Annotated in this window: 21 protein-coding genes and 1 pseudogene; 9 read left to right on the top strand and 13 right to left on the bottom strand. The window is 61.5% G+C overall.

The features are described 5' to 3' along the window. Positions 1 to 171: 171 nt before the first annotated feature. Positions 172 to 1164: a diaminopimelate epimerase gene (locus A7317_RS09480; protein ID WP_069075637.1), complete on the bottom strand. Its 993-nt coding sequence runs from the start codon at positions 1162 to 1164 to the stop codon at positions 172 to 174. Between the two features lie 360 nt (positions 1165 to 1524). On the opposite strand from A7317_RS09480, the gene A7317_RS09475 reads away from it, so the two are divergent. Next, positions 1525 to 2676 (top strand): MFS transporter, encoded by a 1152-nt coding sequence (locus A7317_RS09475; RefSeq protein ID WP_024074452.1) that lies wholly within the window; start codon positions 1525 to 1527, stop codon positions 2674 to 2676. A gap of 32 nt (positions 2677 to 2708) precedes the next feature. Here A7317_RS09475 and A7317_RS09470 read toward each other — a convergent pair whose 3' ends face one another. From A7317_RS09470 to A7317_RS09450, 5 genes are all read right to left on the bottom strand, one after another. After that, complete coding sequence (locus A7317_RS09470; RefSeq protein ID WP_024074451.1) at positions 2709 to 3257, bottom strand: hypothetical protein; 549 nt, start codon at positions 3255 to 3257, stop codon at positions 2709 to 2711. A 1-nt stretch (position 3258) separates the two neighbouring features. Then, positions 3259 to 3621 carry a hypothetical protein gene (locus A7317_RS09465; RefSeq protein WP_024074450.1) on the bottom strand — a complete coding sequence of 121 codons (363 nt, stop codon included), beginning with the start codon at positions 3619 to 3621 and terminating at the stop codon, positions 3259 to 3261. 603 nt (positions 3622 to 4224) lie between these two features. After that, on the bottom strand, positions 4225 to 4839 hold the full coding sequence (locus A7317_RS30600) for a hypothetical protein (protein WP_155766387.1): 615 nt from the start codon (positions 4837 to 4839) through the stop codon (positions 4225 to 4227). A gap of 172 nt (positions 4840 to 5011) precedes the next feature. Then, positions 5012 to 5158 carry a hypothetical protein gene (locus tag A7317_RS30595; protein WP_155766388.1) on the bottom strand — a complete coding sequence of 49 codons (147 nt, stop codon included), beginning with the start codon at positions 5156 to 5158 and terminating at the stop codon, positions 5012 to 5014. A gap of 682 nt (positions 5159 to 5840) precedes the next feature. After that, the gene (locus tag A7317_RS09450; RefSeq protein WP_024074447.1) at positions 5841 to 6278 is read right to left on the bottom strand and encodes a tautomerase family protein; all 438 of its coding nucleotides are present in this window, start codon (positions 6276 to 6278) and stop codon (positions 5841 to 5843) included. A 95-nt stretch (positions 6279 to 6373) separates the two neighbouring features. Here A7317_RS09450 and A7317_RS09445 point away from each other — a divergent pair, with 95 nt between their 5' ends. Further along, positions 6374 to 7336 carry a GlxA family transcriptional regulator gene (locus A7317_RS09445; RefSeq protein ID WP_024074446.1) on the top strand — a complete coding sequence of 321 codons (963 nt, stop codon included), beginning with the start codon at positions 6374 to 6376 and terminating at the stop codon, positions 7334 to 7336. Positions 7337 to 7595: 259 nt separating this feature from the next. After that, positions 7596 to 8129 (top strand): NADPH-dependent FMN reductase, encoded by a 534-nt coding sequence (locus A7317_RS09440; RefSeq protein ID WP_024074445.1) that lies wholly within the window; start codon positions 7596 to 7598, stop codon positions 8127 to 8129. Positions 8130 to 8192: 63 nt separating this feature from the next. On the opposite strand, the gene A7317_RS09435 is transcribed toward A7317_RS09440, so the two are convergent. The 5 genes from A7317_RS09435 to A7317_RS09415 form a co-directional block, all read right to left on the bottom strand. Continuing rightward, complete coding sequence (locus A7317_RS09435; RefSeq protein ID WP_051448915.1) at positions 8193 to 9227, bottom strand: alpha/beta hydrolase family protein; 1035 nt, start codon at positions 9225 to 9227, stop codon at positions 8193 to 8195. Between the two features lie 154 nt (positions 9228 to 9381). Further along, positions 9382 to 10902 carry an MDR family MFS transporter gene (locus A7317_RS09430; protein WP_069075636.1) on the bottom strand — a complete coding sequence of 507 codons (1521 nt, stop codon included), beginning with the start codon at positions 10900 to 10902 and terminating at the stop codon, positions 9382 to 9384. Further along, positions 10892 to 12019, bottom strand: a complete 1128-nt coding sequence (locus tag A7317_RS09425; protein WP_069075635.1) for an HlyD family secretion protein — start codon at positions 12017 to 12019, stop codon at positions 10892 to 10894. Before A7317_RS09425 ends, A7317_RS09430 begins: the two co-directional genes overlap by 11 nt. Next, the gene (locus tag A7317_RS09420; protein WP_069075634.1) at positions 12016 to 13467 is read right to left on the bottom strand and encodes an efflux transporter outer membrane subunit; all 1452 of its coding nucleotides are present in this window, start codon (positions 13465 to 13467) and stop codon (positions 12016 to 12018) included. The genes A7317_RS09425 and A7317_RS09420 overlap by 4 nt, the downstream gene beginning before the upstream one ends. A 107-nt stretch (positions 13468 to 13574) precedes the next feature. After that, positions 13575 to 14324 carry an AraC family transcriptional regulator gene (locus A7317_RS09415; RefSeq protein ID WP_024074440.1) on the bottom strand — a complete coding sequence of 250 codons (750 nt, stop codon included), beginning with the start codon at positions 14322 to 14324 and terminating at the stop codon, positions 13575 to 13577. Positions 14325 to 14481: 157 nt separating this feature from the next. Here A7317_RS09415 and A7317_RS09410 point away from each other — a divergent pair, with 157 nt between their 5' ends. The 3 genes and pseudogenes from A7317_RS09410 to A7317_RS30590 all read left to right on the top strand — a co-directional run. Continuing rightward, entirely contained in the window at positions 14482 to 15282 is an 801-nt protein-coding gene (locus tag A7317_RS09410; RefSeq protein WP_024074439.1) for a glucose 1-dehydrogenase, read from the top strand. Next, on the top strand, positions 15275 to 17101 hold the full coding sequence (locus A7317_RS09405) for a glycoside hydrolase family 15 protein (RefSeq protein ID WP_069075633.1): 1827 nt from the start codon (positions 15275 to 15277) through the stop codon (positions 17099 to 17101). The genes A7317_RS09410 and A7317_RS09405 overlap by 8 nt, the downstream gene beginning before the upstream one ends. A 380-nt stretch (positions 17102 to 17481) precedes the next feature. After that, a pseudogene (locus A7317_RS30590) lies at positions 17482 to 17613 on the top strand (alpha/beta hydrolase); the annotation flags it as partial. Here A7317_RS30590 and A7317_RS09400 read toward each other — a convergent pair. Then, the gene (locus tag A7317_RS09400; RefSeq protein ID WP_041160887.1) at positions 17610 to 18578 is read right to left on the bottom strand and encodes a GlxA family transcriptional regulator; all 969 of its coding nucleotides are present in this window, start codon (positions 18576 to 18578) and stop codon (positions 17610 to 17612) included. The pseudogene A7317_RS30590 and the gene A7317_RS09400 sit on opposite strands and share 4 nt — an antisense overlap. A gap of 90 nt (positions 18579 to 18668) precedes the next feature. Here A7317_RS09400 and inhA point away from each other — a divergent pair, with 90 nt between their 5' ends. Continuing rightward, positions 18669 to 19349 (top strand): isonitrile hydratase, encoded by a 681-nt coding sequence (gene inhA / locus A7317_RS09395; protein ID WP_069075632.1) that lies wholly within the window; start codon positions 18669 to 18671, stop codon positions 19347 to 19349. 93 nt (positions 19350 to 19442) lie between these two features. Here inhA and A7317_RS09390 read toward each other — a convergent pair whose 3' ends face one another. Then, positions 19443 to 20072 (bottom strand): LysE family translocator, encoded by a 630-nt coding sequence (locus tag A7317_RS09390; RefSeq protein ID WP_069075631.1) that lies wholly within the window; start codon positions 20070 to 20072, stop codon positions 19443 to 19445. A gap of 663 nt (positions 20073 to 20735) precedes the next feature. Here A7317_RS09390 and A7317_RS09380 point away from each other — a divergent pair. Both A7317_RS09380 and A7317_RS09375 read left to right on the top strand, forming a co-directional pair. Then, positions 20736 to 22175: an undecaprenyl-phosphate glucose phosphotransferase gene (locus A7317_RS09380; protein WP_069075629.1), complete on the top strand. Its 1440-nt coding sequence runs from the start codon at positions 20736 to 20738 to the stop codon at positions 22173 to 22175. After that, positions 22175 to 23635 (top strand): mannose-1-phosphate guanylyltransferase/mannose-6-phosphate isomerase, encoded by a 1461-nt coding sequence (locus tag A7317_RS09375; RefSeq protein WP_024074432.1) that lies wholly within the window; start codon positions 22175 to 22177, stop codon positions 23633 to 23635. The genes A7317_RS09380 and A7317_RS09375 overlap by 1 nt, the downstream gene beginning before the upstream one ends.

Raw genomic sequence — 23635 nt, 5'->3', positions numbered from 1 at the left:
AGAAATAAAACAGAATATTCGTACGATGAGGATGGAAGTGTCTTTTGCTAAATATTAAATACAGCCACTCAACCAGTGATCAACAATAAGAAAAGTACGACACAGGCTTACATCTAAATAACTAACCGCTAAAGAACTAGCCCACATAAATTAAAGCCGCCAAGGGTTCCCCTACGCTGCGGGGAGTGGTCGCGCCGTCCCAAACAGGCTGACGCCGAGCAAGCGTTCGGCCTGCGTTTGCAAGCGCACTGGCGCCGTGCCGCCCGGCATGACCACGGCCACTTCACCGCCCTCAACCCAACCGGCCCGCCACGCCGCGCATGCCACAGCGCTGGCGCTGGTGCCCGACGACGCCGTAGGTCCCTCGCCCCGTTCGAAGACTCGCGCCAACACCCGGTTGCCGTGATCACGCGCCGCCCATTGCAGGTTAATGCCGGCGGCACAGGGTTGGCCGCTACCGACAGGTGGTGCGAAGGCAACGGCTTGCAGGGCGAGGAACAATGCGGGCTGGTGCATCGAAGGGTTGTCCGGCAATGCCGAAACCTGGTCGACCAGTGTGACGCAATGAGGGTTGCCGACCCGCACAAACTGACTGCAGGCCCATTGCGGATTGATTGCCACCAACGCGTCCACCCGGCTGAACCCATGCGCCTCCACCCGCACGGGCTCGACGCCCACCGCCCCCACGGCCAAGGGCCCGAACTCAGGTTGCCCCAAGGCCAGCCAGAACCCATCGACCTGCCCATACCGTGCGGGCTCGACCGACGTAGCCACCGGCGACGCGGCATCCGATTTGTCGTGATGCACCCGCAGTTCACAGCCCTGGGTCATCAACCCCTGGTCGGTCAACGCCTGCGCAAAGATGGTCAAGCCGTTGCCACTGCGCTCGGCGAGGGAGCCATCGGTATTGACGATCAACAGATCGAACGGCGGCTCAGCCTGAAACGGCCCGACCAGCAGCCCATCACAGCGATGGGCCTTGGCGTCGGCCGGACGCGGCAATGAACCCCAACCGCATTCGGAAGCGATGGCCGATGCCGCCCATGCCTCCCGGTTACTCGCCGCGAGGGCGGCGCTATCGGGCACACCCACACCCCGGCTGCGCAAAAAGGCGGGGTTGACTACCCCATAGATATTGCCGCGTGCATCGTAGAACAGGGTCATGCTGCCGCCTGCCTGAGAACTTTCATCAGCTCGTCCATCCAGTTGCCTACTCACCGGGGCAGCAGCGTATTACAGAATGGTCGAGCTGTGGGAGGTGGGCTGGAAGGTGGTCATCCACCACAAGAAAGCTGGGGTTCATCCATTCTCACAGGAATTACACATCTTCCAGGCCACCTCCTACAAACTCGACAGGCTCTGTGTGGCAAATCAGGTCCACAGCGTTCCGTGTTTGTAAAAAAAGAATTCACCGCCTGGGCAGCAAACCTGAAACCAGGGGAACCCTGACTCGCTCGATACGGCTTGATATGCAAGGATGTCGCGCCGGACATCGTTCATTGAACGCAAGACCAAGGATTTTTCATGACTGCCATCCCCACCCCAGCGCCCGTGGTTCCCGGTCGGCTGGAACAAATGTCGACCCGTATCGCTTTTTTTATCGCTGGCTTCGGCATCGCCGCCTGGGCGCCGTTGGTACCGTATGCCAAGGCGCGCGCGCAGTTGAATGAAGGCACGCTTGGCCTGTTGCTGCTGTGCCTGGGGGTGGGTTCGATCATTGCCATGCCCGTGGCGGGCGCGCTGGCCTCGCGCTACGGTTGCCGACGCGTACTGACCGCCGGGACGATCCTGATCTGCCTGGCCCTGCCGATGCTGGCCACCGTCAGTTCGATCCCCTTGTTGATCGCCGGGCTGTTCCTGTTTGGCGCAGGCCTGGGCACGGTGGATTCCACGGTCAACCTGCAAGCGGTGATCGTTGAGCGCGCCAGCGGCAAAACCATGATGTCGGGCTTCCATGGTTTGTTCAGCCTGGGAGGCATCGTCGGCGCTGCGGGCGTTGCCGGGATGCTGGGGCTGGGCTTGTCGCCCTTGCAGGCGACCCTGGTAGTGATCGTCATCATGGCGGCAGCACTGCTCAAGGCCGGGCCACACTTCTTGCCCTATGGCAGTGAAAGCTCGGGGCCGGCCTTTGCGGTGCCGCACGGCGTCGTGCTGTTTATCGGCTGCCTGTGCTTTATCGTGTTTCTGGCCGAAGGTGCCGTGCTCGACTGGAGCGCGGTGTTCCTCAGCGCCGAACGCGGCCTGGACGAAGCCTATGCCGGCCTGGGTTATGCGGCCTTTGCCTTGACCATGACGGCCGGACGCCTGACCGGTGATGCGATCGTGCGGCGTCTGGGCGCCACCCGCGTCATCATGATCGGTGGTGCGCTGGCCACCACGGGCATGTTACTGGCCACCCTGCTCCCTGCGTGGGAAACCGCCCTGCTGGGGTACGCCCTGGTGGGCGCCGGCTGCTCGAATATCGTGCCGGTGCTGTATACCGCGGTCGGCAAGCAGACCGTCATGCCTGAACATATCGCCGTGCCAGCCATCACCACCCTCGGCTATGCCGGCATACTCGCAGGCCCGGCGATGATCGGCTTTATCGCCCACGGCAGTAGCCTGAGCACCGCCTTTGTGTTGATCGCGCTGCTGCTGGCGGGTGTGGCCATCAGTGGCAAGATCCTCAAGGTATAAGGCCACTCGAGGCAATAAGCCCGGATCGAGGGCTACCTGGCCTTATGCGCCTTGTACTGTTCAAGCCAGCGTTCAAGACTCTTATTGCTGAGCCAACCCTCATACCGGGGCCAACCAAACAGGCGCGTGTGGTTGGCACGCTCCAGCGAACGCAGTAACCCCGGGCGCTCGATAATATTTTTCGCCATGTACACGCAATGTTCGCTGTACTTCTTCCTGGGCAGGCCAGTGCAAGGCTCCAGTATGGGCAGGCCCAGTGAATCAATGGCATCGGGGTCATTCATCACGGTTTTGAGCAGCGCAATTTCCACGTACTCAAGCGCTTCAAAAAAAAACTTGCGATCCTTGGTCGGGTCTTTCAATTGTGTGAAATGACCTTGCAGGGCCTCGACAACCAGGGCATTGCCCTGCCCCTGGAAAGGATCCTGGCTGAAGGCCCCTGGCGTACTGTTGCCCAGCAGCGTTGCAGCAGCCACCCTCAAGCTGTCGCGAGTGATGTACCCCTCGCAATCGATGATTGCGTCGTTAAGAGGCGGACGCTTGAGAATTTCCCTGACCATCAGGATCATGCGGTCCCGCACATTACTCTCCCCTCAACGCTTCAGCAGCGATGCGATGCAAGGACGACTGCGTCAGGCGCCCTTCCTTGAAAAACGAGTGCAATTCACCAAAGTTTTTCTCCAGCTCGCCCGCCAACTGGCTATCGGTGGAGTGAGGACCGGGTGGGACCGTATTCGCGCGCGCAGCCGGTGGATTTTGTAATGCCTGGTAGCGCAACGCCGACAAGGCCCCACGCAACAGCACCGGACGCCGTGGCCGCGCATCCGGTGCGAGACTGGGTTCCTCGCACGGCGTGTGAACAACGGGCGCCGGCAAAACCGGTTGCACCTCTGCCCCTCCCATGGCCGCTGGCCGCCCGAGAGGTATTGCACCATCAATTTTCATGCATTATCTCCAACTTTTTCCAGATCCGAGCTTGTCTGGCGCCCACTGCCAAGGTGGCCGAGATCCGCGGATGGATACCAGTCAAGCCACCGATGTGTGGCTGGGCGATCGCAATAGTTCCGGGGGACGAGCGAATAGCGATGACAGCATGTAAACGCACGCACCACGATGGCCGATCAGTCGCGGTCGTGAGGAGGCGCCGCGCGGTTGTTTTCGGCCTTTTGCCCACTGCACATGGACCTCAGCCCAATCATCACCGAGACCATGACACCACGAAGCGACGCCAGGGGTTGAGCGTCCCTTCCAAGTTCCTGGCCGGGCGCAAGCATGCCTCGGGCAAAATCGTCAGCCACTGGCGCCTGGAACCTGCGCTGACCGGCAAAGTCCTTCATGCGCTGGGTCTCATAAGCATGGAGTATTTGCGCGGGGGCTTTGTCGCAAGTGGGCTCTTGAGCCTCCGCATGGGTTTGATCGCTGGCAGACTGTCGGTATCCAGACTGACCAGCGTTGAACGAAGTCGAAGTCATAGGGCCCCCCAAGGGAATGCGCCACGAGGGGTTCGTGGCGATTCTCCCGCTCAATGAATTACTCTGCGGTGCACGTTTATCCGCGGGACATCTGGCGCAATGTGTCCCAGTGAATCCAGCCGTCCTTGCCCCAGTAATCCCCACCGTCCATGTTTTCCTTCACCTCGGAGCGCTTGAGGACTTCCTGCGCAATCCAGGCCAGGCGTCCATGAACCGGATCGCTCGTCGGCCACGAGGCGAGCCCGTGCAACTTGTCGATGCTGATGAAGCCCGGGTTGGCCGGGTCCTTCAATCCCTCGAAATGCTCGAGCATCTCTTGCGCCAACCGCGAGTCATCCTGGTATTTCAAAGGACTTTGGCTGCTGAGGGTCATCTGAATTTTTTGCCGGTCGATCAGGCCATCCAGCGCGCCGGTGGAGCTGTGTCGATCCAATGCGTTCACCACTTCCGGGCGCCTTAACAGCTCACGCGCCAGGCGGATGTTCTGATCCTGGGCGGGGTTACCGGTCAACGGCTTGTTGGCCATGTCCGAAAGACCCTGCGTGGTGACGAACCACGGCGTTTTCGGATCCTTGAAGGCATCGAAGTTGTTCAACAGCTGGCGTGCCAGATCGTCGTTGCTCTTCTGTGAGTACGCAGGGTCGGGCTTGTGGCCGTAGCAAGGATCAGGCTTGCAGGGCGTGGGGCGCACCGGCGGCTTGCTGTAGCAAGGGTCGGGCTTGCACGGCGTAGGCCGCTCTGGTGGCTTGCTGTAGCAAGGGTCAGGCTTGCAGGGCGTAGGTCGCTCTGGTGGCTTGCTGTAGCAAGGGTCGGGCTTGCAGGGGACCGGCTTGGGCGGCTTCGGTGGTTTGCCGTAGCAAGGGTCAGGCTTGCACGGCGTAGGTCGCTCCGGCGGCTTGCTGTAGCAAGGGTCGGGCTTGCAGGGGACCGGCTTGGGCGGCTTCGGTGGTTTGCTGTAGCAAGGGTCGGGCTTGCACGGGACCGGCTTGGGCGGTCGCTGCCCACCGCACCAGCCCTTCATTTTTTGCGTGATTTGGCTGAGGGTCCCAGACGCCGGTGTCTGTCGACTTTCACCCTGCGCCCCGCTCCCACTTTCTCGGTGCTGGGCAAGCTCTTTGTTGGCAAACAATTTGCCAGGTTTGTCGCCGCCCGGGTTGAATGCGATACGTGCGCCTTTTTGCCCATCACCCTGGGAGGTGACAGTGTCCTTGACCTTGGTCTCGGCTTTGGAGGACGACGAATTAGGGGGCGAATGAGACACGGATTTATCGAGGGCTGATACCGCCATTTTTTTGAATCTCCAGTCCGGCTGTATTACAGGGTTCACCGGCTTCCAATAAGGGAATGCAGGCAACCTCTGTGTGGCGGACATGTCTGATTCAGTTCCTCCAGTCGGCATCAAATCGCCGACTGATCGGTAGGAGATCGGATCGATACGCGAAAAAAAACACAGCGTGGTGCTGCGACTTTTCTCCTTCCTCCCAGAGTCAGAACCCGACACTGGCCCGTACGAAGAAAGTACGTGGCTCGCCCAGTGAATCGCCCCCGCCTCCGTAGATGTTTTCCAGCCTCGAAGTGAGGCACTTTCGGATGCCTCGGGGCTGACGCCGCCGGTGACGGTGACGACATTTCAACTGAAGACAGGGGCACGGAAGAAGACATGGAGGTTCAGATGTAAGCTGTCTGGAGGGCCTATAGATGCCCGTATCCGGCTGCACGGGTGAAGTCGGCCAAATGCCAAATATCACCATTCGCCCCCCAGGTTCCGTCAACAACCTCCTGGATCTGTATTGAGCTCAGCAACTGGCGCTGATCCCCCACTGCCTGGCTCGATTGTAGTGCGCCATGCAGTTCACGCACGTAGCGCTGGCGCATCGGCGCATCCAGAACGCCGGCAGGTACCTTGACGACGACCATGCATGGGACAAACCGGGCATGAGGAGCAACGCCCCCACACAGCCATTCATCAGCCTGAACTTCCTCGATGAGCACCCAGCACAACGCACGCTGTTGAGGGGCATCGCCCATATGCTCGTTAACCATTGCCACATCGCTCACGCTTCGAAGCAGCTGTTGGCGCTGTGGTTGATTGAAAGCTCCGGTAGGCACTTTGATCAGAATGTTTGGCATGGCGAAACCTCATTGTTAACTGGAAACGCCATTGGGCCAGTTATCTCTTCAGCGCATAAGTGACCGATTCGTCTGTTTTCGGGCACAATCGGACAATGTACGATTTCACTATTCTCATCTTTCCTGGGGCGTTCGCTTCAAGCGTCGCAGCGACCCTGGACATCCTCGGCACCGCCGCAACACTTGCGCAACGGCACGGCCTTGCCGTGCCACGCTGGCGAGTTTGTGGGCCGCAGTCGGGGCTGGTTGCGCTAGGGCACGGCATGCACCTGTTGGTTGACGAACTGACAACAGACGTCGAGGACAACTCCTGCTGGGTCATTCCAGGCCTTGGCATCAGCGACTTCGACACGCTGCTGCAGCGTCTTGAGGAAGACTGGGTGCGTCAGATACTGCCGGCGCTGAAGGCTCATGCGGATAAAGGCAGGGAGATTGCAGCGTCGTGCTCGGCGGTCTTTCTCCTGCATGCCGCAGGATTACTCGATGGTCGACAGGTAACGACCTCCTGGTGGCTCGCCCCTTGGCTGTCGAGCATCGCGTCTGACTGCATTGTCGACCCCAACGTCATGGTGCTCTGCGACCCACCCTTGACGACCGCAGGCGCGGCCTTCGCGCAAACTGACCTGATGCTGCACCTGCTGCGTAGACGCTTGTCGCCGGAGCTCGCCGACTATGTGGGCAAAGCGCTTCTGCTCGCCGGCCGACAGCTACAGACCCCCTTCATCAACCCAGCAATCATGGCCCAGGGCAATACACTGGTCGCTAACCTCACCGCCTACATCGAAACATGCCTGCCCCATCCGCCCAGTGTCCCGAGCCTTGCAGCGTACGCCGGCATGTCTGAGCGAACGCTGTCCCGACACCTTCGAAAAGCTACCGGCCTTTCAACCCAATATTTGATCCAGCGTGTGCAACTCAACCGGGCCCGTGTGCTGCTGGAAACCAGCAGATATTCTGTTGAATCTATCGCCGAACAGGTGGGATACCAGGATGCCACGGCCCTACGGCGACTTATGCGCCGCCTGTTGAACGCCTCCCCAAAACAACTGCGCCAGTAGCCCGCAGACTTGCACGCCAGCGTCAGCCAAGCGGGCTTTGCTGTCCCTGCTTATGCGCTCGGTGCGATGACGGGTGCACCTATACATCCGACCAACCCTCTCCCTGAATCCAACGAATAGATTTTCATCCTGTAAACACATTCGTTCGTAGCCGCAAGCGGGAAGAAGATGTCCATTGCCGCATGGCTATGCCGCAATGGTGCATGTGGTTCGGCTCGTGCGAAACTTCACCGATTGATGAACCACGAACGGTGCTGAAATGGTGCGTTTGCTTGCTGTCTCGGGAAGTCTGCGTCAGGCCTCCTCCAACTCAATTTTGCTACAAGCAGCGGAGCGTCTATGCCCCGAAGGGGTATCGGTCGCACAGTACGACGGTATCGGTAAATTGCCTCACTTCAACCCGGATCTGCTCGAGGATCCCCCCGAGACAATCATCGAGTTACGCTCAATTATCGGGCAAGCGGATGGGCTGTTGTTTTCATGCCCCGAGTACGCTCGAGGTATTCCCGGCGCATTCAAAAACATGCTCGATTGGCTCGTGAGCAGTGAAGAGTTCCCAGGCAAGCCTGTCGCGCTTTTCAACGCTTCACCCAGAGCCAGTCATGCGCAAGCCGCATTGCGGCTGGTCCTGGATACGATGTCCGCCCGCGTCATCGAGGAGGCGTCGATGTCGGTTAACCTCCTGTCCAGCGAGTTGAGCGCCGAGGGCATCACCACCGACCCGGTGATAGGCCCTCTGATTGTTACTGCGCTCGACGCGTTTAAACGGCACCTCGACAATCAAAACCCTTGATGCTCCTGCATCGCTTGCCGAGTGGTTGGCCGCATGCAGTCGAACTGCTAGCAGCCAGCGCATCTACTGGCCGGATCTTGCATGAACCCACTCGTTTATCGTTTCAAGGGCGCCTGGTGCGTAGGCATGACGACTTTCCATCAGGAACCTCATCGTGGTGAACCAGGACCATTCGCTGGTGAGTTGGGTGTTGTAAGACGCCGCCCTCAGTAGCCCATGAGTTGCATCCGGTATGACTTCAATCCGGTTGGCTGGATGGTTGCCCCCAACTGTCTTTCGATAGAGGGCTGGGTTGGCTTCGGGATCGACATTCAGATCGTCCGCCCCCCACAACGCAAGGAGCGGTATATCGAGTTTTTTCAAGGCGCTGGTCGCATCTTCGTGCACATTTCGCCGTACAAAAGCCCAGCGCTCTGGGCTTATACCGTCCAGAAGAGCAGCCGACGGCACCTGCGAAGAGGCAAACAAGCGGTCATCGGCGGCGGCCATCTCAGCCATCGTTGTGTCAATGTCACGCTCGGACATCCCTGTGCGTTGCAACCGCGTCCGAGTGTAATAATCACCTTGCCGTTGCCAGGATACCGCACCTCCGACAAGCACAAGAAAGTCCGCCTCACCCGACGCAAATCGGGGCAGTACCCAGCCGGCTTGAGAAAACCCAAGCGCACCGACAGGGATTCCTTGCAGCTTACTGCGCAAGGCGGACAACGCGCTGCGCGCGTTCACGTAGCGATCAGCCATGGACTGGCTGAGCCAATTCCCCTGCGACGCCCCAATGCCTGGTTTATCCCACGAAGCAACCGCGATACCTGCATCGAGAAGCGCATTGATGAGGGGATCGTAACCTTGCTGCGACGTGCGATCCTGGGGGCCATCTCCGTGAACCAGAACGACTGCCGCTGTCGCTGCGTGGTCAGGAAGCCAGAGCGTGCCGGCCAGGCGCAGTCCATTTGCGTCGAATGCAAAAGGTTCGCTGGCCCTGCGATCCAGACCATAAGTGTCAAGCCGCGCGAGAACCACCAAAGCGATAGCCACGATGAGACAGATGACAAAAATCAACCTTGCGCGGTAACGCTTCATCCAGATTACTTTGTGCATCGTCACTACTTTTTTCCTTTCAAGCGTTTCGGCTAACAGGCTCGAATCGCAGTGCCACTCCCTTAAGCAGTGCATGCATTAAATAACGCGCAACCTATTGATTTTTAAGATCGAAAAGCATCACTTTCTTGAGGGCCTTCACTGGGGTCGAGATTCAACCGCGCCGCAACATTAACGCCGCCACGGCACACAGCGTCAAGGCCACACATGCCAGGTAGAACGCATCGCTGTAGGCCATCAGGAACGCCTGGTGATGAATGCCCTGATCCAATATCTGCAAGGCCCATTGCTGGTCCGGTAATTGCGCCTGCAACACACCCTCACCGGGCAAGCGTTGCTGCAAGGCCGGGTCGAACACCGTGACTGACTCATTGATGCGTGCCGCATGCACCCGCTCACGCACCACCACCAGTTGCGCCAGCAGCGCCGTGCCGACGGCACCACCCAGGTTGCGCAGCATCGAAAACACCGCCGACGCCGAGCCCGCCTCCGCCTTCGCCAACCCCTGCACGGCGAGTACTGACAAGGCCACCATGATCAGCGGCTGGCCGATGCCGCGCACGACGATCGACGGCACGATCACATTGCTGGCACTGTCGGTCGATAGATGGGCGCCCATCCAGCAGCCCAACGCCATGATGGCGAAGCCCGAAGCGACCAGCAGCTTGGCGCTCAGCCACTTCATCAGCCGTGGCAAGAACGGCGCCATCACCAGTTGCACCAGCCCGTAGAGAATCAGGCTTACCCCGATTTCCCGCGCGTTGTAGTCCTGCAGTTGCGACAGGTAATTGGGCACCAGGAACACCAGGCCGAAGGTGCTGGCGCCGAAAATGAACATCGCCACACTGGCCACCCCGAAGTTGTAATGCCCCAGCAACCGCAAGTTGATAAACCCGTGCCGCCCTCCTAACTGACGGGCAACAAAGCCGATCAACCCCACCACCGCCAACAACGTCATCCACACGATGAACGGCGAGCCGAACCAATCTTTGCGCCCCCCCTCCTCCAGCACGATTTGCAGCGCACCGAGGCCCAGCACCATGCAGGCAATTCCCCACCAATCGCCCTGGCGCAACAGCTTCAGTTGCATGGGCTGACGATCGATGGACCAGGCCACCGCCGCCAGCAACGCGATACCGGGGAAGAGTTGAAGGTAGAAAATCCAGCGCCAGGAATACATGTCCGTCAACCACCCGCCCATGGAAGGGCCGGCCGCCTGGGCCACGCTATTGGCCAAGCTGAACAGCGCCATGCCCAGCGGCACCTTGCTAGCCGGCAACTCGGTGATGATCAGTTGGAACGACAACGGAATCAGCACCGCCCCGGCCGCGCCCTGCACCACGCGGATCACGATCATGGTTTGCAGGTTTGGCGCCAGCGAACAGGCGACCGACGCCACCAGGAACAGGCCCGAGCCCACCAGCATCACGCGGCGCAGCGAGAACACCTGCACCAGCCAGGCCGTGAGGGGGATCATGATGATTTCCGCCACCAGGTACGCGGTGGAAATCCACGAGCCTTCCTCGAACGTCGCCCCCAGGGCGCCTTCGATTTCCGGCAGCGCGGCGCTGGTGACATGCACGTTCATGCCGGCCATGAAACAACCAAACAGCCCGCCGATCACGGCCACCCAGGCACGCAGCGAGACCTGGGACGAATGCGCCTCAGCCTCCATGGGCACGCTCCCCACGGGTATCGACCGTGGCGATCACCGACATGCCCGGCAGGATCGGCGGGCTCGCGCCGCCCCGCTGCACCAGGCGGATCTTCACCGGAAAACGCTGGACGATCTTGGTGAAATTGCCCGTGGCGTTGTCTGGCGGCAACAGCGCAAACACGGCGCCGGAACCGGGGGCGATGCTGTGGACTTCACCCTGCCAGTGCTGGCCACTGAAGCTGTCCACCGCAATCTCCACCGCCTGCCCCGGTGCCATGTGCTGCAGCTGGGTCTCCTTGAAATTGGCGATCACATAAGCCTGGGTCACCGGTACCACGGCCAACAGCGGCAGACCCGGCGTTGCGTATTGCTGGCGCCGCACCTTGCGTTGCCCGACCACGCCATCAAAGGGCGCACGGATGGCGGTATCGGCCAAGGCATTGCGGGCCAGGGCCAGGCTGGCCTGGGCTTCGCCAATATGCGCCTGGCGCTCGAGCAACTGGGCCTGGGCTTGCTGTCGACGTGCCTGGATAACCTGCGCCTGCGCCTGCTGGCGCGCGACCTGGGCACGCGCCTGGGCCAGCGCCGCCAGGGCTTGGGCCTGGCTGGCGCTCACGGTTTCCAGGTGCTGCGCGCTGGCCACCTGTTGTGCCACCAAGTCGCGATAGCGCTGGTAGTCCAAATGCGCCCGTCGCGCTTCAGCCTCACCGCTGTCGAGGGCTGCACGTGCTTGAACGATGCGTTGCTGTTGTTCGCTCAATTGTGCGTCCAAGGTGTCCAGGCGTGCCTGCTGCGCGGTGACCGCCGCATGTGCTTGCTGCAACTGCGCCTCGGCACTGTGCAGGCGCTCGGTGTAATCCCGTGCATCGATACGCACCAGCACATCTCCAGCCTTGACCGCCTGGTTGTCATCGACCAGCACCTCACTGACGTAACCGGCCACCCGCGGGCTGATTGCCACCCAGTCGGCGCGCACATAGGCATCATCGGTTTCCTCCAAGTATTGGCCCAGGTTCCACCACCAGGCGCCAGCCCCTAAGACGCCCAGCAAAGCGGCGACTGAAACAGCGCTGACCAGTGCCCGGCGATGACGCTGCATCAACGTAGGAGGAAGGACTTCAATTGCCTGGTTCATGGGCGAGCTCCGAGGGTATTAACAGTGATGGAAGACGCTGGATCGTCACGCTGCCAGCCGCCACCCAGGGCCTGGAACACATCGATCTGACGGTTGATCAATTGCAGGTCGACCTGGGCCAGGCGCGCCTCGAGGCTGACCCGGTTGCGTTCGCTGTCGAGCAGTTGCAGGGCATCCAGCCCACCGGCCTGGAAGCTACGCCGGGCCAGGTCGAAGGCGCGACGGCTGTTATCGAGAGCGTCGGCAACGGCCTGGCGACGCTGCTGTTCGCCCTGGTACAGGGCCAAGGCTTGCTCGACTTGCTTGAGCGCGCCCAGCACCGTGGCATCGAATTGCGCGAGGGCCTGGTGGGTCTCGGCCTGGCGTTGGCTGATACGCGCATGGGCGATCTGCCGGTCGGGAAACTGCCAGGACAGCAAGGGCCCAATGCCGTACACCACAGCGTCAGCATTGCCCAGCTTACCCAGGCTGGCAGCCGAAGAGCCCAACATGGCGCCAAAGGTGATACGCGGATAAAGCTGCGCGCGGGCAACGCCCGTGGACGCTGTGGCTGAACGCAACCGCGCTTCGGCGCGACGGATATCGGAGCGCCGTTGCACCAGCGCCCAGCCCTCGCCCACTGGCAACGGTGCCTGCAATTGCGGCGCCTGGGCACAGCGCAAGGCGATCACCTTTTCCGGGGTTTGGCCGCTGAGCGCGGCCAGTTCATACAGCGCGCTCTGGCGCCGGGCAGTGAACATGGGCAAGGGCGCGCGGGTCTCCTCCAGCAAGCCCTGGAGGCGCGCGACGTCCAGTTCGGTGGCGGCACCGGCGTGGCGCAAGCGCTGGGTGATGTCGACGCTCTGCTCCAGCAATTGCACCGAATGGCGTTGCACCTGCGCCTGTTGCGTGTAGACACACGCCTGGGCATAGGCCCTGGCGGTCTGCGCCGCCACGGTCACGCGCCACTCATCTTCCATCGCCCGTGCCACCTGGGCATCGGCGCGGGCGGCGGCAATGCGATAGCGCACCGCGCCCCACAGGTCCAGGGTGTAGCTCAGGGAAAATTGCGGGGTATGGCTCCACTGTCCATCCGCTGACTGGCCAGAGGCCTTGGCCAGGGTCCGGTCATCACGACTGCGCCCATAGTCCAGGCCATAGGACAACGTCGTCGAGGCACGGCGTTCACCTTCAAATTGCTGCAACTGCGCGAGCAATGCATCGACATGGGCACCGGCTGCCTCCAGGTCTTTGTTCTCACGCAGTGCCTTTTCCACCAGGGCATCCAATTGCGGGTCGCGGTACAACTGCCACCAATGGTCGGGCAGCGCGTCACTGGTTTCCACCGACAAGCGTGGCGCGGGCTGCGCGGTGACCTGGGTCGACGGCACGTGGCCGCACGCGACCAGCGCACTCAACACAACCGCGAGCGGTGTGCGGTGTAAGGCGACAATCACAGAGCTGGGCATCACAAGGCTCGTTCAAGAAAGGGCCTTGCAGCATAGGCAGTCGCCCCACGGGTTTCGCGCGCACCCAGGCCATGTGTCGTCGCCGGACAGACACCGGGATGAGCGAATCAGGCCCCCGGGCGGAAATGACTCGGCGGGTAGCCCATCGCTCGCCGAAACATCGCACTGAAGGCGCTCGGGCTTTGATAGCCATGCTCCAGCGCCACCTCCAGAATGGAGACGCCCTGGGCCAGCAATTTCAGGCTCAGGGCCAGCCGCGCGCGCTTGCGCCATTCGCCAAAACTCATGCCCAGTTCGCGCTGGAAAATCCGGCTCAGGGTCCGTGTACTCATGTTCAGGATGTCGGCCCAGGCTTGCAGGCTGCTGTCATCGGAAGGGTTGCGGATAAAGTGCGTGCACAACCGCGCCAACCGCGCCTCGGCGGGCACCGGCACATGCATCGCGACCACGGGCGCCGTGAGCAGCTCCATGCGGATCAGCTCGATCATCGCCTGCATGCGCGGGCTGTTCTGCCCGGCGATCAAGGTGGCGGCGACGATCAGTTCGCGCAGCAGCGCCGACACTTCAATCACCTGGCACACTCGGCCCAATTCGGGCTCGGCATCCGGCGCCAGGAACAGTGTGCGCATATGCACGTCACCGGCCATGCGAATCTCATGGGCCGTCCCCGCGGGCACCCACAGCGCGTGCCCGGAAGGCACCAGCCAGCTGCCTTGCGCGGTGCTGACCAGCATGACCCCGGAGACGCCATGAATCAGTTGGGCTTCGGCATGGCAATGGGCGTGCACCACCTCATCGTTGTGGTAATTGTCGGCATAGGCTTCAAGCCACGGCCTGGGAGACGATTGGGCAGTCATGGGCGGGTCTCGCGTCAACAGGCCCTGAGTCTAGCGAAAAGCACGCTGGCGAAAACGATTGAAAGAGACAGCTGTCGTCGCGCTCAAGACATCCGGTGAACTTCCGCGCCGCGCCGCCAGTCAGCTGAAAGGACTCTGACAATACGGTGGATGGTCGATGCAGATTTCATTGCAGCAACAAGTGGCCCTGGTCACCGGCGCCAGCTCCGGCATCGGTGCCGGTGCAGCCAAGGCCCTGGCCGCTGCCGGTGCGGCCGTGGTGCTCAACTACAACGCCCAGGCGGCACCCGCCGAGGCCCTCGCCGCACAGATCAATGCCGACGGCGGCCGGGCGATTGCCATCGGTGGCGATGTGTCCAAGGAGGCCGACGTGGAACGCCTGTTCGCGAAGAGCCTCGAAGCCTTTGGCCACCTGGACATTCTGGTGGCCAATTCCGGCCTGCAAAAAGACGCGAACCTGGTCGACATGAGCCTCGACGACTGGAACACGGTGATCGGCGTCAACCTCACCGGCCAGTTCCTCTGCGCCCGCGCCGCCGTGCGAATTTTCCAGCGCCAGGGCGTGCGTGATGGTGTGTCGCGAGCGGCGGGCAAGATCATCCACATGAGTTCGGTGCACCAGTTGATCCCCTGGGCCGGGCATGTGAACTACGCCGCGTCCAAGGGCGGCGTGGAGATGCTGATGCGCACCCTCGCCCAGGAAGTCAGCGAGCAACGCATCCGCATCAACGGCATTGCCCCAGGAGCGATTCGCACGGCGATCAACCAGGCGGCCACTGAGGGCGCGGCGGAAAAAGAGCTGCTCAAGTTGATTCCGTATGGGCGTGTGGGCGACGTGGAAGACGTGGCCAATGCGGTGGTCTGGCTGGCCAGCGACGCCTCGGACTATGTGGTGGGCAGTACCCTTTTCATTGATGGCGGGATGAGCCTTTATCCGGAGTTTCGTGGCAATGGTTGATTTGAACAAAGAGCCCCAAAGCGCCATCGATGCCCACGGCATTATCGGCGACATGCGCAGCGCCGCCCTGGTGAACGACAAGGGCAGCATCGACTTTTTCTGTTGGCCTGAATTCGACAGCCCATCGATTTTCTGCTCGCTGCTCGACACCCCCGAGGCCGGCATTTTTCAACTCACCCCGAACCTGCCCGAGGCCCGCCGCGAGCAGATCTACCTGCCCGATACCAACGTGCTGCAAACCCGCTGGCTCAGCGACGAGGCGGTAGTGGAAGTGACCGACCTGCTGTGTGTCAGTGAAGCCGTCGACGACCTGCCCCTGTTGATTCGCCGGGTGCGAGTGGTCAGCGGAACGGCAACGATTCATCTGCGCTGCGCTGTGCGCCATGACTATGCGCGTGCGCGAACTCACGCCAGCGCCGATGAAAACGCCGTGCTGTTCACCGCTGATGGCCAGCCTGGGCTGCGCCTGGCGGGCAGCCATGCGCTGCAACTGGATAACCAGGCCGCCGTGGCGACGTTTACCCTCGACCAGGAAGAAAGCGCCGAATTCATCCTCGGTGGCGAGGACGACCCCCGGGTCACCAACGCCTGCACCGACCTGTACCTGCAACGTACCCTGAGCTTCTGGCGCGGCTGGATCGCCCAATCGAATTACCGCGGACGCTGGCGCGAAATGGTCAACCGCTCGGCGCTGGCACTCAAGCTCCTGACCTCGCGCAAACACGGCGCAATCATCGCCGCCACCACCTTCGGCCTGCCGGAAACCCGCGGCGGCGAGCGTAACTGGGACTACCGCTACACGTGGATCCGCGACGCCTCGTTCACGGTCTACGCCTTTATGCGCCTGGGTTTCATCGATGAAGCGAACGCCTACATGCGCTGGCTCAAAGGCCGGGTCAGCGACTGCTGTGGCCAACCGACCAAAATCAATATCCTCTACGGCATCGACGGCCGCCAGGAGCTGCCCGAGGCCACCCTTGATCACTTCAGCGGCCATGGCGGCGCGACCCCGGTGCGCATCGGCAATGAAGCCTTCGACCAGGTGCAGTTGGACATCTACGGCGAGTTGATGGACGCGGTGTACCTGGTCAACAAATACGGCGAAGCCATCTCCCACGAAGGCTGGAAACACACGGTGGAAGTGGCCGATCAGGTCTGTGAAGTCTGGAACCAGAAAGACGTGGGCATTTGGGAAATGCGCGGCGAGCAGCATCACTTCCTGCATTCGCGGCTGATGTGCTGGGTAGCCCTGGACCGCGCGATCCGCCTGGCCTCCAAGCGTTCCCTGCCGGCCCCGTTCGCGCGCTGGGACGAGACACGCCAGGCGATCTACGCCGACATCTGGAGCAACTTCTGGAACGAAGAGCGCGGGCATTTTGTGCAGCATATCGGCAGCACCGCGCTGGACGGTTCGATGCTGCTGATGCCGCTGGTGCGCTTTGTTGCCGCCACCGATCCGCGTTGGCTGTCGACGCTGGAAGCGATCCAGGACAGCCTGGTACGCGACGGCATGGTGTACCGCTATCGCAACGACGACAGCCAGATCGACGGCCTGCAAGGCACCGAAGGCGCATTTGCCGCCTGCTCGTTCTGGTACGTCGAATGCCTGGCCCGCGCCGGCCAGGTGGAAAAGGCCCACCTGGAATTCGAACAGTTGCTGCGTTATGCCAACCCGCTGGGGTTGTACGCCGAAGAGTTCGACAGCCAGGCACGGCATTTGGGCAACACCCCCCAGGCGTTGAGCCACTTGGCGTTGATCAGCGCGGCGACATTCCTGGATCGCAAGTTGAGTGGAGAGAAGACGGTGTGGCAGCCCTGAGGTCGCCTGTGTGTGCTGGGGGTGTTGGCGCAGGAGTGGCGCTTGTCGCCCACGGCCCCACTGACAGTGAGCCGGTCCCCCTGCTGCACGGCTTCCCCTATCACTCCATAGGGTTCTAAACAACGCTGGCTCAACGCTGAATGCCCGGCAGATGAGGCTGTTGTGGCGAGCGGGCTCGTCCCGCGTTGGGGCGCGAAGCGGCCCCATTACAGGCGATGTGTTTTTAACTGACACACCGCGGTGCCTGGTTTTGGGGCTGCTACGCAGCCCAACGCGGGACGAGCCCGCTCGCCACAGGGAGATGTGTCAGGGGCTGAAAAGTTGTGTAGATACCGGCGTTGGCCAAGGATCTGCTGGAACTCATGGATGGGCTGGCGATCCCCCTGGAGGACGACGACGTGGCGCACTTCAGCGGTGTCTATCGCCGGCAGGTGCTGGCCGGTGTGGGCCACAATATCCCCCAGGAAGCGCCACACGCGACCCTTGAAGCGCTGTTGGAATTGCTTGCCTAGGCCACTGGCGAAAAACGTTCGCGATAGGCCTGTGGCGTCACCGCCAAGGCCCGCAGGAAGCTGCGGCGCAGCGTCTCTTCACAGCCAAAGCCGCACTGCACGGCGATGCGCTTGATCGATGCCGTACTGTCCGCCAGTTGCCGGCGGGCAGTCTCAACACGGATCAACTCGACGGCACGCGCCGGGGTTTGCCCGGTTTCGGCACGGTAGTGGCGCACGAAGCTGCGCTCACTCATGCCGGCTTGGGCGGCCAGGGTCGCGAGGGTCAGGTCGAGGGTCAGGTTCTCGGCGATCCAGGCGTGTAATTCGGCAAAGCGGCTGTCGCCCTTTTGCAACGACAAGGTCACGCTGAATTGCGATTGGCCGCCGGGGCGCTTGAGAAACACCACCAAATGCCGCGCCACTTCCAGGGCGACGGCGCGGCCCAGGTCTTCTTCCACCAGCGCCAGGCACAGGTCGATACCGGCCGTCACGCCGGCCGAGGTCCACAGCGTGCCTTGCTGGATAAAGATCGGGTTGGCCTCGACCTGAAGCGCGGGGAACTTGCGCGCCAGCTCGTCACAACGCGTCCAGTGGGTGGCCACGCGGCAGCCGTCGAGCAAACCGCTGGCGGCCAGCAGAAACGCACCGGTACACACCGAAGCCATGCGTCGGGTATGCCGGGATTTTTCCCGCACCCAATCCACCAGCGCCGGGTCTTCGGCGGCGCCGTACACGCCCCAGCCGCCGGCGATCAGCAGGGTGTCGCAAGGCTGGTCAACCGCAGGCAACGGCTCGGCCACCAGCGCCAGGCCAGCGGAGGTCATCACCGGTTGTGCCTGATCGGCGATCACCGTGACGGCATAGGGCAGCGGCAAACCGCGTTGGCGCGCCAGGTCATTGGCCGAGGCGAACACTTGCAGCGGCCCGGTGACATCGAGCACTTGTGCATTGTCGAAGGCGAGTACGTGAACAAGTCTGGGCATGATTGGCGTGATTCGTGGGCTCAATGGCGTATGCGCCAAAGCCTAGGCCTCTAGAGTGAAGCCGTCCACCCCTTTATCGGAGCGTCATTCATGACTTTGCAGATCGGCTTTGTGTTGTTCCCCGGCATCCAGCAACTGGACCTTACCGGCCCGTACGACGTATTGGGCTCGTTGCCGGACGTACAGTTGCACCTGGTCTGGAAAGACCTGGCTCCGGTCACGTCCAGCACCGGGCTGGTCTTTACCCCGACCATGACCTACGCCGACTGCCCGAACCTGGATGTGCTCTGCGTGCCCGGCGGTTCCGGTGTGGGCCCGTTGATGGAAGATCCGCAAACCCTGGACTTCCTCAAGGCCCAGGCCCGGACCGCGCGCTACGTGACGTCGGTGTGCACCGGTTCGCTGGTGCTCGGCGCGGCGGGCCTGTTGCGCGGGCGCAAGGCGACGACGCACTGGGCCTACCACGACCTGCTCGCCCCTCTTGGCGCGATCCCGGTACAGGAGCGCGTGGTGCGCGATGGCAACCTGTTCACCGGCGGCGGCATCACCGCCGGCATCGACTTCGCCCTGACCCTGGCAGCGGAGTTGTACAGCGAAGCGGCGGCACAATTGGTGCAGTTGCAGATCGAATACGCCCCGGCGCCACCGTTCAATGCCGGCCGCCCAGACACGGCGCCCACCGCTGTGCTGGAAGAAGCCAACAAGCGTACGGTCGAATCGCGCAAGACCCGCGCTGAGATTGTGGCGCGGGCGGCAGCGCGATTGGGTTGACAACGCGGCTCGCGGCCAACGTGGGTTGTGTAGGGGCGCCGGCTTATCGCAGCAGCGATGAGCCGGGGGAGCGTGCTTTTTTTCAACAAGCCATCACGTCGGTCGGGCCATCAGCGCCAGGCGCACGGCCAACACCGTCAGCACCGTGGCCAGGCCCCACTTCTGCAGGGTGGCGGTGCTGGGGCGGCCGCTGAAAAACCGGCTGGCCGCCCCGCCAAACACCCCCAGCACCAGGTGAAACACGGCGGCGATGAAGGTCAGCACGCCGCCCAGCACCCACAGTTGCGTCGCGATCGGGCCTGCTTCGGGGCGCACGAACTGCGGCAGGAACACCACGAAAAACAACAGCGCCTTGGGGTTGAGCAAACTGTTGAGCATGGCCCGTACGCATACACGGCCCAACCGCACGCGTTCGACCTGAGTAGCTGCACCACCGGGCTTTGCCTGCAAGGTCTTGGATACCAGCCACAGCAGGTAAATCACGCCGGCATAGCGAATCAAGTCGAATGACGGAGGCCAACTCGCGACCAAGGCCGTCACGCCCATGGCCGTCAATGCCGTCAGCAGCAGGTCCGCTACGCCGATGCCCAGGGCCGAGGCCGCGCCACCGCGCCAGCCATGGGTCATGCCGTGGCTGATGACGAACGCCATGTTCGGCCCCGGCGATAACAGCAACAGCACAACAGCACCGGAAAAAACCGCCAAGGTTGCGAGATCTATCATGCTCGGCCCATCCACCGGGAAAGCCCGTAGATTAAGCAGCGAACCTGACGCAAACAAAAAATTGTGCTGGATACAATCCCGCACGTACGGGTCATCGACTACAGCATGAATAACGTTTGGACGTTCACACTGGCGGGCACTCACCTGTTCGCCAAACACTATTATCAAACAGTGGGCACCGCCTCCCAGGACAACTTCCTGGATGAACCGGATCATTTAAGCGTAAGTTCCGCAGACAACTTCCGAACCAACGAAAGCCCGGCGGCTGGGCACTTTATGCTCCTGATCAACCCATACTTGTCCCCTTTTCCTACCTCTCTTTGGAAAAGGTTCTTGCGTTAAACAGGAAAAATCTCACATTTGTTCCTACACTCAAAAACACACGCCATGACCGAGTGCCTGGACAAGGATCGTCAATAAAATGCCAAAAGAATATCGCCTAAAGCGTCTATCACAACACTTCCGCAACATCGTCAATTCGTTGACAGAGCACACAAAGGGACCACTCCTTTAGTCACTACCCCGCACATTCCACTCATATGAATGGGCGGTTGCGTTTTATCCAGAGTTGCCGTCGTTCGACGTTCCCTCAATAAAGTGGCCCGCCGCCTTATTGAATAAAGAACCGAACAGAGAAGTCTGGAGTGCAATGAGGGATGTTTTATGCCAGAGACGTCGTCCGTCGACAGCTTGTTTTTAACACGTGCGGGTTTTGTTGAATTTTTTGTTGTTTTCGTCAAATCGATCCATGGCCTGACGGCTATCCTGCCGCCGTTGGTGCTGGTATTTTTCATCGACCCGATGGCCCCTGAACTGCGCTCCCACTTTCTCGGCCTGCTGCTGTTTTTCGCGATCCTGACCATTATTCTGTTCCAGGCTCTCGGTATTTATTCCGAGGAACTGTTCAGCAATCGACTGCGCTTGCGCACCAAGATAAAGGCCTGGTCGGCAGCGTTTTGCATCCTGCTGTTCATGTACCAGATCCTGCAGTTTTTCCCGCAACTGACCCCGCGCAACCTGGTGTATTGGTACATCACCAGCCTGGGGCTGTTCTGCCTTGAGCGCCTGCTCATGCTGCGCCTGTACCGCCAGCTGATGCGCCACGGCATGTACCTGCAACGCACGGTGATCCTGGGCTTCACCAATACCGCCGTGCACGTCGCCGATCACCTGCAACGCAACGGCGATATCCGCTCGGGCCTGATCGGCTTTATCGATGACCGTACCGAGCGCATTCCCAAATCGTTGAGCAACCTGCCCTTGCTGGGCAACACCCGCGAGCTGGAAAAGCTGATCCGCGCCGAGCAGGTCAACCAGGTCATGATTTGCCTGCCCTGGGCGGCCGAACAGCGTATCCATGGGCTGGTCAATCGCCTGCGCCAGATGTCGGTGAACGTGATGCTGGTGCCCGACATGGCCGCCTTGCGCTATGGCCACAGCCGCATCAGCGAAGTGGGTGGCATCCTGATGTTCAACACCTCGCAGTTGCCACTGCGCGGTTGGTCGCCGGTGATCAAGCGCCTGGAAGACTGCCTGTTGGCAAGCCTGGCGCTGGTGGTGCTGTCACCGTTGATGCTGGCGACCGCGATTGCGATCAAGCTCGACTCCAGGGGCCCGGTGCTGTTTCGCCAGAATCGATTTGGCTACAACGACAACGAAATCCGCGTATTCAAGTTCCGCTCGATGTACACCGACCAGAGCGACTTCACCGCCGAACGCCAGACCACCCGTCACGACCCACGTATCACCCGGGTCGGACGCATTATCCGCAAGACCAGCATCGACGAGCTGCCGCAGTTGTTCAACGTACTGCTGGGCAACATGTCGATCGTTGGCCCGCGCCCCCACGCCACGGCCACCAAGGCCGCCGGTATTCCCTTCGAAGTGGCGGTGAGCGAATACAGCTCGCGGCACCGGGTCAAGCCTGGAATCACCGGCTGGGCGCAGATCAACGGCTACCGCGGTGAGACCGACACGCTGTTCAAGATCCAGAAACGTGTCGAGTACGACCTGGAGTACATCTCCAAGTGGTCGGTGTGGTTTGACTTGTACATCGTCTTCATGACGGTCCCGGCCGTCCTTTCCACCAAGGAAGTCTATTGATGAATCCCCTCGACGGATTAATTCCCTGCATCATTTCCGGTGGTTCGGGCACGCGGCTGTGGCCGGTGTCGCGGCAGAACATGCCCAAACCCTTCATGCGCATGCGCGATGGCCAGAGCCTGTTGCAGAAAACCTTCCAGCGCGCCAGCCGCCTGCCCGGCGTGCAGAGCGTACTCACGGTCACCAACCGCGACCTGCTGTTTCGCACCCTCGATGACTACCGGCTGGTGAACAAGGCGCACCTGCCCCTGGACCTGTTGCTGGAGCCGTTCGGTCGCAACACGGCCGCCGCGATTGCCGTGGCGGCATTGCATGTACAGGAGCATTTCGGCGACGACGCGCCGTTGCTGGTCATGCCGGCCGACCACTTGATCCTCAATGAAACCGCGTTCGCCGCCGCCGTGAGCCAGGCCCGCGAGCTGGCTGAAGCCGGCTACCTGGTGACCTTCGGTATCCAGCCCGATCGCCCCGAGACGGGCTTTGGCTACATCGAGCAAGGCGAGGCCTTGAGTGCCGGGTATCGCGTCAAACGCTTTGTCGAGAAACCCGACCTGGCCACGGCCCAGGCCTACCTCGACGGTGGCAAGCACCTGTGGAACGCCGGGATGTTCTGCTTCAAGGCCAGCACCCTGATCAACGAACTGACGACCTATGCTCCCGACGTCCTGGAAGCGGCCAGCGCTGCGCTGGCGCATAGCCAAAGCCTGCAGAATAAAACCTCGCGCCAGCGAGAGCTGGACGCCGATGCCTTCGGCAGCGCACCGGACATTTCCATCGACGTGGCACTGATGGAGAAATCCCAGCACGTGGCCGTGGTGCCTTGCGACATCGGCTGGAGCGACATCGGCTCCTGGGAAGCCCTGCGCCAACTCACCCCCAATGACGCCCAGGGCAACCAGGTCAATGGCGAAGCGATCCTGCACGACGTGCACAACTGCTACATCGACTCGCCCAAGCGTGTATTGGGCGCGGTGGGCGTGCGCGACCTGATCATCGTCGACACCCCCGACGCGCTGCTGATCGCCGACGCCCATCGCAGCCAGGATGTGCGCTACATCGTCGCCGAACTCAAGCGTCAGAACCACCCGGCGTACAGCTTGCACCGTACCGTGACGCGGCCGTGGGGCACCTATACCGTTCTGGAGGAAAGCCCCCGCTTCAAGATCAAGCGCATCGTGGTCAAGCCCCTGGCATCGTTGTCTTTGCAGATGCACCACCACCGCAGCGAGCACTGGGTGGTGGTCAGCGGCGCGGCACAGATCACCAATGGCGAGCGCGAGTTCTTGATCAACGCCAACGAGTCGACCTACATCCCGGCCGGGCACAAACACCGTTTGAGCAACCCGGGCATCATCGACCTGGTGATGATCGAGGTGCAGAGCGGCGAGTACCTGGGGGAGGACGATATCGTGCGCTTCGATGACATCTACGGGCGCGCGCCCCTCGACGTGAACAAATGA

This window comes from Pseudomonas fluorescens (assembly GCF_001708445.1).
Classification (GTDB): domain Bacteria; phylum Pseudomonadota; class Gammaproteobacteria; order Pseudomonadales; family Pseudomonadaceae; genus Aquipseudomonas; species Aquipseudomonas gorinensis.
The sequence above is the reverse complement of the archived record's forward strand: the minus strand, read 5'-3'. Positions and strand labels throughout refer to the sequence as shown.